This is a genomic window from Eubacterium sp. BL-380-WT-2B (genome assembly GCF_009696115.1).
Lineage (GTDB): Bacteria > Bacillota > Clostridia > Eubacteriales > Eubacteriaceae > Eubacterium > Eubacterium callanderi.
The window spans coordinates 93,300-105,632 of sequence record NZ_VUMP01000004.1 but is presented as its reverse complement, the minus strand read 5'-3'; the positions used below and the strand labels follow the sequence as shown (position 1 = coordinate 105,632).

Annotated in this window: 10 protein-coding genes and 1 tRNA gene; 4 read left to right on the top strand and 7 right to left on the bottom strand. The window is 51.6% G+C overall.

Annotation, left to right across the window (positions count from 1 at the left end; genetic code table 11):
- Positions 1-39 precede the first annotated feature (39 nt).
- The gene (locus FYJ53_RS08800) at positions 40-687 is read left to right on the top strand and encodes a DUF3786 domain-containing protein (protein WP_148427902.1); all 648 of its coding nucleotides are present in this window, start codon (positions 40-42) and stop codon (positions 685-687) included.
- Between the two features lie 367 nt (positions 688-1,054).
- On the opposite strand, the gene FYJ53_RS08795 is transcribed toward FYJ53_RS08800, so the two are convergent.
- Positions 1,055-1,131: transfer RNA gene (locus FYJ53_RS08795), tRNA-Arg, on the bottom strand.
- Between the two features lie 121 nt (positions 1,132-1,252).
- Positions 1,253-2,872, bottom strand: coding sequence for a hydantoinase/oxoprolinase family protein (locus FYJ53_RS08790; protein WP_013382517.1), 1,620 nt, complete (start codon positions 2,870-2,872; stop codon positions 1,253-1,255).
- A 168-nt stretch (positions 2,873-3,040) separates the two neighbouring features.
- On the opposite strand from FYJ53_RS08790, the gene FYJ53_RS08785 reads away from it, so the two are divergent.
- Together FYJ53_RS08785 and FYJ53_RS08780 are read left to right on the top strand one after the other, a co-directional pair.
- Positions 3,041-4,078 carry an asparaginase gene (locus FYJ53_RS08785; protein ID WP_148427906.1) on the top strand — a complete coding sequence of 346 codons (1,038 nt, stop codon included), beginning with the start codon at positions 3,041-3,043 and terminating at the stop codon, positions 4,076-4,078.
- A gap of 103 nt (positions 4,079-4,181) precedes the next feature.
- The gene (locus tag FYJ53_RS08780) at positions 4,182-5,651 is read left to right on the top strand and encodes an NAD(P)/FAD-dependent oxidoreductase (RefSeq protein WP_148427908.1); all 1,470 of its coding nucleotides are present in this window, start codon (positions 4,182-4,184) and stop codon (positions 5,649-5,651) included.
- An 88-nt stretch (positions 5,652-5,739) separates the two neighbouring features.
- Here the strand turns inward: FYJ53_RS08780 and FYJ53_RS08775 are convergent, their stop codons facing one another.
- Entirely contained in the window at positions 5,740-5,886 is a 147-nt protein-coding gene (locus tag FYJ53_RS08775) for a hypothetical protein (protein WP_013382520.1), read from the bottom strand.
- A gap of 10 nt (positions 5,887-5,896) precedes the next feature.
- Positions 5,897-7,042 carry a uroporphyrinogen decarboxylase family protein gene (locus FYJ53_RS08770; RefSeq protein WP_038351062.1) on the bottom strand — a complete coding sequence of 382 codons (1,146 nt, stop codon included), beginning with the start codon at positions 7,040-7,042 and terminating at the stop codon, positions 5,897-5,899.
- 141 nt (positions 7,043-7,183) lie between these two features.
- On the opposite strand from FYJ53_RS08770, the gene FYJ53_RS08765 reads away from it, so the two are divergent.
- Positions 7,184-7,831 (top strand): TetR/AcrR family transcriptional regulator, encoded by a 648-nt coding sequence (locus tag FYJ53_RS08765; protein WP_038351063.1) that lies wholly within the window; start codon positions 7,184-7,186, stop codon positions 7,829-7,831.
- Positions 7,832-7,869: 38 nt separating this feature from the next.
- Here the strand turns inward: FYJ53_RS08765 and FYJ53_RS08760 are convergent, their stop codons facing one another.
- The 3 genes from FYJ53_RS08760 to FYJ53_RS08750 form a co-directional block, all read right to left on the bottom strand.
- On the bottom strand, positions 7,870-9,072 hold the full coding sequence (locus FYJ53_RS08760) for an MFS transporter (protein WP_148427910.1): 1,203 nt from the start codon (positions 9,070-9,072) through the stop codon (positions 7,870-7,872).
- Positions 9,073-9,396: 324 nt separating this feature from the next.
- Positions 9,397-10,788 (bottom strand): SLC13 family permease, encoded by a 1,392-nt coding sequence (locus FYJ53_RS08755; RefSeq protein ID WP_038351065.1) that lies wholly within the window; start codon positions 10,786-10,788, stop codon positions 9,397-9,399.
- A gap of 84 nt (positions 10,789-10,872) precedes the next feature.
- Entirely contained in the window at positions 10,873-12,294 is a 1,422-nt protein-coding gene (locus FYJ53_RS08750) for an MFS transporter (RefSeq protein ID WP_013382526.1), read from the bottom strand.
- Positions 12,295-12,333: the final 39 nt, after the last annotated feature.

Here is a 12,333-nt window from a genome sequence, read left to right as displayed (position 1 = left end):
GAAGGGGCAATTTTATAAAAATTCAAGGAGAAACCGCACATGGCCAACCAAAAAAAACAAAAACAAGCCCAGGATAACCGGGCCTTTAATGAAATGCTCAAGTCTGCAAAAAAGCGGCTGGAACAGCGTCCGCCGGATGACCTTGCCCGTAAGGCAGGCGCTGCCTTTGCTCCGGAGGCTGCGGTTTTCACGTTCCCAAGCCTTGGATGCACCTACACCATCACTTATCCAGGATTTGAATGTAAGGAGGCCATCGACGAGTGGTTTCACCTTGTTCTGCTCCACTATATGGATCTGGCGGACGAAACACCAGTTTCCGACGCCTTTGTTCCCTTTGCCGACCAGCAGGAGGGCCTGATCCGCGGCACTAAGTTTGACCACACTGCCGCGCAGGCCCTGCGCGCCTTTCTTACAGGCAGACGGCCTGAGCAGGTGAAAGCCGCCCTCCAGAAACTGGACGCGGCCTTTGTGCCGTCAAACGCAGACCTCTGCGCTGTCCTTCCATTTCTTCCCTTTTACCCCATCGCGCTAAAGATCTGGTTTGACGATGATGAGTTTCCACCCGAGGGTAAGCTGCTGCTGAGCAAAAGCGCCTCCCACTATCTGACCATTGAGGACGCGGTTGTGGCAGGTGAGTTCATTTTGAGGGAATTGGAGACTGCGGTTGCTTCCCAGGGAAAAAGCTGATCAAGTTTGATCAGCTTTTTATTATGCGGCATCACGATAAGTATTAAACTCAAAGGTCAGGCAGGTCTTTAATTTTGAAGGAAAACCCAGGTGAAGATTCTCGATTATAATGCCATTCTCCTTATTTTTCCCCTTTTTAACCGCTGTCATTGCAGCAACCTCCAGTAAACTCCTTACATATCCTTGCCAGCGGTTCGTTTTGTCATTCCCTTTATGCTTTTTTATGATTATAGCATAACTTTCTTAGATGTTGAACTTTTTTTCAAATGCGTATGTTTTGATAAATCTTTGTTTTGATTTTTTGAAGTCTTAATGAAAATGGGTAAAAAAATAACAGGCTCGAAAGCCTGTCTGTTTACTGTATATATGGCGTGCCACGAGGGATTCGAACCCCCGACCTTTCGGTTCGTAGCCGAACGCTCTATCCAGCTGAGCTAGTGGCACGCATTGTGAGCACCTGTCGTGCTTACCTTTCATATTATAACAGCTTTCCAAAAGATTGCAAGTCTTTTTTGAAAAAAGTTTTAAAAAATTTCAAGCAGCGCGTATTTTGCCGCTAAAATTCTTATGGACGTCTTTCGTCCTTTTCCTCCTGCATTTTCAGCTTGAGGGTGGTGGCCTTGGCGACGGCCTTTACGCGGGTCTCAATATAGCGCTCACGCCAACCGATTTTTTCCACAATGTCATCGCAGAATACCTGGACGCTGATGTCTGGGGCCCCCTGCGCCTTCGCGGCGGCAGCGGCCCGGGCTTCGGTTTCCTGCTTCACAAAGTCTACGGCTTCGGCTTTATCTTTAAAGCTCCGGCACTGGCCCGCCACATGGGCCACATAACCGTCGTTTTCCTCGTCGGGGCGCACCAGTGCGGTCACGCGCTCCTCAACAGCGGCCATGGCTGCGCCCACAGCGTTGGCGACCTCGTAATGCTCTGGGACAATGACCGTGCAGCCTGTTTCCTCGTGAATTTTCTCATACCAGGTTTTGGCCGGTGCCCCGATGGCGATGATGGGGACCGGATGCGCCTCGTACAGGCTGAGCACCTCTGTCCTGATGGTTTCCAGTATCTGCGCTGCGGCCTCGTCGACGTAGGCGTCGGGGGCTTTATCGGTCTGGGCGTCCACAGCGCCGACGACCAGCTCACGGTCCCAGCCCTCAAAATCTCCGGTGTAGTGCAGCAGATCCGTGGGGGTCAGCCCATCTCTGCCGCCGCGGCAGGCTGGTAGGACGCGCCGTCCTGTCAGGGTCGGGTGCCCGTCCACTGCGATGATCTGCGTATCGCCGCCCAGGCCGCAGGTATTGATCTGGGCGGAGTCGATCTGTGTCTGCCAGTCGCCGACACGGGCGCCGATGGGCGCAAGGGTCAGGGTATTGTCTAAAACAATGCCGCTGTCGGTCGTGGTGCCGCCCATATCGACAACCACGCCGTCTCCGCAGCCTGCCAGACTCAGCGCGCCGATGATGCTGGCTGCCGGGCCGGACAGAATAGACTCGATGGGCTTTTCCCGTATAAAGGAAAGGCTGGCCAGATTGCCGTCGCCTTTCACCATATACACGGGCGCGTCAATGCTCTGGTCGGCCAGCGTCACCTCCACCGCGCGGATAAAATCCTCGAGGATGGGGATCAGGCTGGCGTTGAGGACAGTGGTGACGGTTCGGTCATGGAAGCCCAGCTGACTGCTGAGCTCGTGGCCGCAGACCACTGGCAGGGCGCACTGCTTTTTGATGATATCCTTGACGGCCAGCTCCTGGCTGGCGTTGCGCACGCTCATCATTCCGGACACGGCAAAGGCCTGCACCTGGGGCGCGATGGCTGCGCAGGCCTCAATGACCTGCGCCGTATCCAGCGGAATAACTTCCTTCCCCTTGATATTGACCTTCCCCTTGACCTGGGCCCTGTGCGCGTCGGGCAGCTCGCCCTTTGGCAGCTCGCCGATGATGATCAGGCCTGTGGGGCGCCCTTCGCCCTCGACAATGGCGTTGGTTGCCAGCGTGGTGGACAGCACCACCTTCTCGATGGTATCTGCCGGGTCAAGGCAAAGGCCGCGGATACTCTTACCGATACCGACAGCCAGATTGTCTCTGGTGGTCGGTGATTTTGCTTTTTTCAGCACTTTCTTTGTTTTTTGTTCCAGTAAAACGGCGTCGGTATACGTTCCGCCGGTATCAATTCCTAATACTGTCTGCATCGAAATTTCCTTCCTGTCTTAAAACCTGTCTGTAATAAACCCATTATAACAAATATCCGCCTGGAAGTCTCTCCTGTTTCGCGTTCTTTCCACGCGCTTTTATCAGTGGCCTCTGGCCCTTTTCTGTGTTAAAATGATCTAAAACAAAACGAAAAGCAAGGAGTGCCTATGTATCCCACCATCCAAAATATTTTTCTGCTGCAAACCGGCGGCACCATCGGCAGCGCCATTCATGACGGCTGCATTGACGTAGACCCTGAAAAGGGCGACGCCCTGATCCAGACTTACCTGAAAAGCGCGTCCCGGCTGGTCGATTTTGAGGTCAGCCGTCCATTTACCATTCTGAGCGAAAACCTGGTGCCCGCCCACTGGTCCCAGATCATAGATGCCCTGAAAACCGTTGATTTTGACCGGTACAAGGGTATTATCGTGACACACGGCTCCGATACCCTGCCCTACACAGCGGCGGCTTTAAGCTACTTTTTTAATACCACGCCCATTCCCATTGTGCTGGTCTGCTCGAACCATCCCCTGGGCCACCCTGAGAGCAATGCCCTGCCCAATTTCAGCGGCGCGGTGGATTTTATCCTGAACACCGGCCTGCCAGGCATTTTTACCGTCTATGAGAATAAAGACGGCAAAACGCAGATCCATCTGGGGACGCGGCTTCTGGAGGCGGACTGGATCAACGACAATTTTCTGAGCTTTGGCGGACGTCCCTTTGCTGTCAATGACCGTCACTGCCTGTCTCACGGAAACGCGCGTCTTAGCCCGTCCATGGACGCCTTAAAGAAACGCGCGCACCACACCGGCTGGGTATCCACACCAGTTTTTACCGAGAAGGTGCTGGCTCTGCGCGTTTACCCGGGCATGGATTACCGTTATATTGATCTGGGCACCACGCCGCCGGCCGCGGTTCTCCACGCCCTCTACCACTCAGCCACCGGCAATGCTGAGGGCCCTGGCGGCGCTTCTCTGGCCGATTTCATCGCCAGCCATCCGTCGGTCGACCACTACCTGATCTCTTTTAAAAACGCCCAAGGCGACCTCTACGCCACTGGCCACGACCTGATCGGGCAGGGCGGTATTCCGCTGGAAAACATTTCCTTTGAGGCTGCGGTCACCAAGCTTTATTTTGCCTATAACCAGAAAGAAACCAATCCAGTGGCCTATATGCGCGCTGAACGCTTCTTTGAGTTCGTGTAAATTAAAATAATTCGTATTTAGCAAAAATTTGCATTTATCTTTTCTGTTTTTCGTTATAAAATAAGGATATATATTAAGGTAACGAATCTAGGAGGTAATATAAATGTACGATGTTGTAATAATCGGTGCTGGAATCATCGGAACGAGCATTGCCCGTGAGCTCTCCCGCTATGATCTCAAAATCGCCCTGCTTGAAAAGGAAAACGATGTGTCTATGGGCTCCACCAAGGCAAACTCTGCCATTGTCCACGGCGGCTACGCCGAAGCCCACGCCAAGCTCAAAGGCCGCGTGTGCTACCAGGGCCGCAGGCAGTTTGAAAAACTGAATGAGGAGCTGAATTTTGGCTTTGCGCCCATCGGCTCGCTGGTGCTTGCCTTTGAGGAGGAACAGAAAAAGGGGCTGGAGGACCTGCTTGAAAACGGACGCCTCAACGGCCTCCCGGACCTTGAAATTCTGGACCACGACGCCATTATGGAAATTGAGCCAAATGTCAACCCTGAGGTCAAGTACGCGCTGTACTGTAAAGGCGCTGGCGTCTGCTCACCCTACGAAATGGCCATCGCTCTGGCCGAAAACGCCGTGGCCAACGGTGTGGAGCTCTACCTTGAAACCCCTGTAAAAGCCATCGAACAGACCAAAACCGGCTTTGACGTCATCGCCGGTGACGACCAGGTCTTTAACACCCGCTACGTGGTCAACGCTGCCGGGCTGTACTCGGACAAAATCGCCGCTATGGTGGGCCTGAATGACTTCCAGATCCTCCCGCGCTCTGGCGAGTATCTGCTCATGGTGCGCGGCTCCGGCTCTGCCATCAACCAGGTGCTGTTCCAGATGCCGACTAAGATGGGCAAGGGCATTCTGGTCACTCCGACCTATCACGGCAATCTGCTCATTGGCCCGGACGCTGTCAATGAGGAGAGCGTTGACCGCGATACCCACGCCGAGCGCCTTCTGAAAATTTTCAAGGAGGCGACGCTGACCACGGACAAGCTGAACATCAAGCAGTTTATCCGCAGCTTTACAGGCGTGCGGGCGGTCAGCACCACTGACGACTTTATCATTGAGGAAAGCCGTGTGCCGCATTTCATCAATGTTGCCGGTATCCAGTCGCCGGGTATCACCTCCTCACCGGCCATCGCTCAGATGGTCGCCGGGATTCTGAAGGACGCTGGCCTTGCGCTAAAGGAAGACCCAGGCTTCAACCCGCACCGCGATCCCATCATCACCAAGAAGGAACTGGCGCCCATGAAGGAAATCCTGCCGCTTTTAGATTTGCCGCTGGGCGATCCTGAGCGCATGGTCTGCCGTTGCGAACAGGTTACCGAGGCGACCATTTTAGACGCCATGCACCGCGGTATTCCTGTCACCACCATTGATGGCATCAAACGCCGTACCCGTGCGGGTATGGGCTGGTGCCAGGGCACCTTCTGCCGGCCGCGTGTCGCTGAGGTTATGTCGAAGGAGCTGGGCTACGAAATTGACCCGGGCTTTGACATTGAGCACAGTGGGGTCAACCGCATCGGCAAAAATGAAATTGTCGCTTACATCGAAGCGCACATGAACGACGAATAAGCCTGCGTACAGCGCAGTGAAGCTTATATTATAAGTCAAAAAAAACGGTACGGTCCAAAAGACCGTACCGTTTTTTGCTGATAACCTCTTAAACCATTAAACTCATGACAAACTGAAAAACAGAATCCTCATTTTCATCCCAGAAGGATTGCATGATCTCTGTGTTTTCTTCTTTTTCAATGCCCTTTTCCACCTGGCCTTCCCAGGATTTAATTGCTTCTGATTTAATTTCCATGATTTTCCTCCTATTTGTAAATGCCGTATTCGTGCACAAACTCGTTGACTGCGCGGAAGTTTTCTGCTTTAACGTCCTTGACGGTGAGCAGGGATTTATCCGTGGTAAAGAGGTAGCCGCCGTTCGGCGCTGCCTTGTCAATGATTTCCTTGGCGGTATCGACACACTGCTGTACGGTGCCGGTTCTCAGGATGCTGAGCGGCATATTGCCCATGATACACATTTTCTTGCCCAGTTTTTCTTTGACCACGCCCAGGTCATCCTCTTCAAAATAGCCGATAACGCCCTTTGGCAGATCCTGAAGGAATTCGTAATAGCGGGTCCAGTTCTTTTCAAAGAATACCTGAATGGTGTAGCCTTCGCCCACCAGCTCGTCGATAAGCGCTTTAAAGCTTGGCCAGTAGAGCTTCTCAAAGTCTTTTGTGCGCATGTAAGAAGGCATGTGCAGCGGCATGAAAATGGAGGCGCTGCCGCCCGGTGTCGGGTTGCTCAGACGGGCAAGTTTAGCCATGAGCGGTGTTGAAACCTCAGCCGCCTGGCGAATCTGCTCGGAATGCCGGCGGATATCCATGGACGCGCCGCTGAAGCCGCGCAGCTGGTCTGCCACAAAGTCAAAGGGCGCTTCGGTGATACCGCGCCGCAGGTTTGGAACCCCGTATTTTTCAGCCACCAGGTTATTGCCTGCCACAATTTTGCCCATGATACGGTTATTGGCGTTGATGGCTCTCGCCCAGTTCAGGCCGCCCTCCATGCCTTCTGCCGCCAGCGCCGGGTACAGTCTCGGCACAACCTTGTTGACAATGGTTTTATAAGGGTCTGCGATGTACTCGTCATATTCCTCTGCCTCGAGACCGGATACCTCTGGATGCTGCACGTAGCCGTTGCTGTCGTTGGGTACAAAGGATTTAGACTGCATAACCTTGTAGAACAGCGGGAAACGGCCCATGTATCCGCCGCCGTCAAAATAAAAGTCCTCATAAACCTTTGAATATGCCTCCGCGATGCGGTCCACATTCCAGAGGGCTTCCTTCATGTCAAAGCCCGCGTACTCGATGGCAAAGGTCGGATCGACCTTACAGATGACCGGAATGCGGTCTGGTTGTTCAAGATTGACTGCCTTCTGGCATCTTTCCAAGCTTTCCTGATATTTACTCATTTTACACCTCGTAATGTTTAAAATTATTATAATTTTTTTCCAAAATTGTAATCTTATTTAAATTAATTCACAGGCATAAAGCTTGTCCTTTTCCGGAAAATGTGATATTCTGATTAAAATCTTATGAAAAGGAGCCGCTTTATGTACGAAAAAGGGGTTCAGACCCGTAACATGATCTATCAAACTGCCAAGCAGTTATTTTATGATAAAGGCTATGAAAAGACCAAGATCAAGGAGATTGCCGACACGGCCGAGGTCCCCATCGGTCTTTTTACCTATTATTTCAAAACCAAGGATAAGATTGTTCAGTACATTTATTCTGAGTTTTTTGCTCAGATCAGTCTCCGCATCACCGAAGAGCTGAAAAGCGGTCTGGACAATTCCATCCTGCGCCATGCCATTCACGCCTGGCTGTATTATGATATTATCCTAAACAATGAAAACAACCGCCGATTTTACTATGAAAACCTCAAGAAAACCTCAAACTTCCGGATTCTTGATAAAACTGCCTCGCAGATTTTCAGGCGTTTTGTTGAAGATTTTAACATTATCATCTCAGATCACGACTTTGATAACCTTGTTTATCTTGATTTTGGTGCCCGCCGGGAGTATTTCTTAAATTACTTTGAACAGCCTGAGCCCGACAGCGTGGACGATGTTGTCTTTCTACTTAATGGTATTTTTCCCAGACTGCTCGGCATCGACCAGAACAGTGTCACCACTACCCTATACAAGGGCATCAGCACCGCTAAAACTATCCGTCATCACGATATCCCCTTCCTTGTATAAAGGAGGGTACAGCCCGCTCCCAGGAGCCGGGCTGTTTTTTATTCCTCGGCCTTCCTGGCGTTTTTGGCTGCCAGCAGAACCAGAATCCCCAGAAGCGGGCCTGCCGCCATGGCGACCCAGACCGACGCGAAGCTGCCAGTGCTGTCCGACATGAAGCCGAATACCAGCGGCCCGATAAGAGACGCCAGCTGGAACATGACATTGGTAAAGCCTGTGGCCGTGGCCGAAAAGGCTGCGCCGGAATAGTCAATGACAATGGCGTTGAGATGCGGGTTGGCTGTGTAAGAGAAAAAGCCAAACAAAAAGCCGGTCAGCATCAGAGCGCCCACGCTGGTCTGCAGCCCAAAGACAATGGTCATCACGATCAGCACCAGGTAACAGCCCATGATAAATTTACGGCGGTCCAGATGGAACTTGTCAACGATCAGGCCGGATACCACAGAAGCGATAATACCGCCCGCGCTGTAGAGCATCATGACCTGGCCGGCCACAGAGCTTTCGATCCCGAGAGAGCCCATATAGGCGTTTGCCCAGGTCGCGGTGCCAAGGGAAACCCACATCAGGCCAAAACCTGCCAGACCCACAAGCACAACGCCCTTATTTTTCAGAACATCGCCCAGGCTCGAGAAAAAACCGACCTTTGCGATCTGGCTTTTATCCACCTTTTCGCTTTTAACCAGAACAAAAACTAAAACGGCAATAATCATGGCGATAATGCCGATCACTCTGAAAGCGCCCTGCCAGCCCATGCTGCTCAGCAGAACTGGTCCAAGATAATTGCTTAAGAGTAATCCGGCTGTGGGGCCGACAAGTAAAATACCAAAAGCCATACTTCTCTCGTTTGGTTTGAAATATTTACTGATCATCTTTCCGCAGCAGGCCATGATACACCCCGCGCCAAGACCAGTCGCCACTCTCAGGGCAAAGCCCATCTCATAGGTTGTCATCATAGACAAGAAGAAGGTGGCCACGCCGCCGATCAAAAGCGAGATGGACATGACAAACTTGACGCCAAAGCGGTCTGCCAGCATGCCGCCCGGAATCTGTGTGATCAGGTAGCCGGTGTAAAAGGCCGACATATAAGCCCCAGCCTCGGTGGCCGACAGACCAAATTCCTTACTCATGGTAGGAATGAGCGGCGACCAGATAAACCGTGTCATAAAGGTGACAGTAAAACTGGCCAACAAAATAAATAACATAAACCAACGGAAACCAGAGCTTTCTTTTGCTGCTTTTTCCATTTTCCCCTCCAAATTTTCTCACAATCAAATTTTATAAACCTCATGAAATTTACAATATTATTGTATTCGCTATCAACTGTTTTGTCAACTATAATTTTGTATTTTTTAAAACTTTTATAATTTTTATCTTTGAAATTTTCATATCTTTTTTCATTTTTTAGCTATTTCAAAGGATTTTTAAGTTCTTTTATGGCAGAATGGTCATTATTGACTTTTATAGATTTTATAATTCATTCTATTTTTATAATATTATTTTTTCGATTCAAAAAACAAAAAGAAGCCGAAATCAAAGGATTTCGGCTTCTAAAAATGACAGAAGCAGCGCTACCAGCCCATGAGCCCGCCGGCCAGCGGCACCCATATTGCCACCAGCGCCGCCAGCGCCAGCTGGATAAAGGCTGTGGATTTCGGCATGTCCATCATGGTGTAGTATTTGGTGGAATAGGTGATGAGCGGCACCGTATCCAGAGGGAAAAGGTAGCAGTTGCTCGCGCAGATCCCCATAGCCACCAGTAGGATAATGGCGCTCACGCCCGTGGTGCCCGCAAAGCTGACCATCGCCGGCGCCAGGACCGCAATGAGCGCCGGCGCCACCGGTATGACCAGCAGCATCAGAAATACAATGATGCTCACTGTAAACACCACGCCTATGGTCGGCAGGCTAAGGGTGGCGGGCAGCACGGTGTCGATAAACCAGGCGCTCACGCCGTTGGCCACAATGCAGTTGGCAATGCAGAGCACTGTCCCCACCAGGAAAAAAGCCTCCCAGCTCACACTCTTCACAAATTCTTTCCAGGTCAGCACCTCAACGCCTGGCAGAAAGTAGCAGACAAAGCCAAACAGGGCGATGATGGTCACATCCAGAAACGGGAGCCAGGAGCTCGCAATCCAGAAAACCAGCATCCCCAGTGTAATGATGATGACCAGCGCTTCCTTTTTCTCGATCCTGTCCGGCACTGCGATGGTCTCCAGGTATGCCTGTATTTTCTCCTGCCCGACCTCTGCGGGCTTGTAAGCCTTGACGATGGCAAACCACGCGATGGGCAGGAGGACAACGGCAATGGGAATTCCTACGAACATCCACTGCACAAAGGTAATGTTCATGCCTGCCAGCTGGTCTAACAGATCCATGGTCAGCAGATTCAGCGAGGTGCCCGCAGGCGTCATGATGCCGCCGATCATGCTGGACACTGGAATGGCGATCATGATGGCCTTTCCGGTGCGCTTCCGGTCTGCCTCCGACTCAAAAATTTCCAGGAAGCCCAGCCCGATCCCCATGAAAATGGCAGTGGTAGGCACATTGGAAACCAGCGAGGAAATGGCCGCTGCGCAGATCATAATGGCGAGCAGGATCGTCTTGACGTTTTTGCCAAAGATCCGCATGAGCCCGATGAGTATGCGGCGGGACAGCGGTACCTTGGCTACCGCCTCCGAGATGCCAAAGGATACCAGCACAAAGTACAGAATCGGCGTAGTGTAGCCGCTGAGCGCGGTCTTCAGGCTGTCTGCCGCACCCAGTGCGGGCAGCAGCGCAAGGCAGAGAATACAGATAACGCCAATGGGAAGTGCTTCTGTCACCAGAAGCATCAGGAACGCCAGCAGGATACCAATGGTGGTAAAGCCTTCATCCGTCAGGCCCTGGGGCGTCTTTAAAACAAAAACGGCCACTAAAAGAGCAATACTCACTATCAAGCCCAAAAGCTGTCTTTTTTTCATCTTATTCCTCATTCTTATTTTATTGATGGTATAAAAAAAGAGCTCCCGAAAAAAGAGAGCTCCTATGTACTTTTCTATGAATACTTATTCTGCCGCTGCCTGATCGTCTGCTTCTGCTTTTTCAATGGCGGCTTTTTTTCGGAGGGCAATTTCGCCGTCCATTTCCATGACTTCCTTGTCGTCCAGCTTATAGAACAGCAGCGGGATGATGGCAACCGCGATAAAGATGGCTGGAACGATAAAGCACATGATGGTCGCGCCGCCTGCCAGGCTGTCCGTAATGGCTGCTTCGGCAGAATAGCCGATAATGCCAAGACCAGTCGTGATGACCAGGCCTCTGAGCACAATGGACATCTTAATGGAGAATGAGCACAGACCCATGATAAAGCCTTTGGTGTTTTTGCCGGTCTTGTACTCGCTGTAGGTGGCACAGTTGGTGTAAAGACTGGTGGTGAGTCCGTAAGCCACGCCAAAGAATACCTGGCTCACAAAGATCAGCACGATCACGGCAATCTGGCTGCCTGCAAAGAAGTAGGCAATGGCCGTAAAGACAACACACCCTGCCATACCGATGATGGTTGACATCTTTGTTCCAAATTTGGCGACCGCGTGCTTGGAGAGCAGGGAGCCGACCAGTGTACCGAGGTTAAAGGCCAGCAGAACATTACCGGTTACGGCTGCTGAGCTTTCCGGGAACATAACCTTTGAATAGTAAGCTACAAAGGCCATGAGCGCATAGTAACCGATGAGACGGATAAAGTCACAGAACACTGTGGCTACCAGCGGCGGGTTGGCGAACACGCCCTTAAGCATATCCAGCACCGATACCTTTTCCACTGTCGCCAGCTCTGTTCCTTTTTCTGCCTTTGGCTCTGGCAGGTCGTAGCCGTTTGTAATAAAATAGTGCACATAATAACCAACAAGCATCAGCGCCGCGCCAACAAGGGCTGTACAGGTATAACCCCAGACAGCGCCGCCGCCGCCAAACAGACCGGCGAAGGCAACCGCCATGAGCGGAACAAGCTTCGATGCGAACAGTTTACCAATACTGGAGCCTGCTGAGATACGGCCGGATAAGTGGGCGCGCTCGGTCGGTTCGTCGGTCAGGGCGCCAACCAGTGAACGGTTAGCGGTCCAGGCGATATTCCAGATAAAATGACTGATGATGAATCCTAAACAAATGACAATCGCGGCGGTGAGATCCGTCCCGACCTTGGTAAACTGGAGTGCGAAAAAGACAATGACAAAGGGTGGTCCGTAGAGCAGCCAGGAACGATATTTACCGTGCTTCAGGTTGCATTTATCAACGATAGCTCCGGCAACAATGGCGGAAACCGTGTCGCAGACACCGGTCAAGGTTGAAATAATAGCCGCCCAGGCCAGTGGCAGGTTCGCGACGTCTGTTAAAAAAATGAGGAAGAATGACGTTTCGACCGTGGTCATGAATGAAAATCCGGCGTCCCCCAGGCCAAAGAAATTCTTAATCTTACTGTTAATACGCTTCATAATTTTACTCCTCTTTCCCCTGTTTTGAAGCTGGAGCCG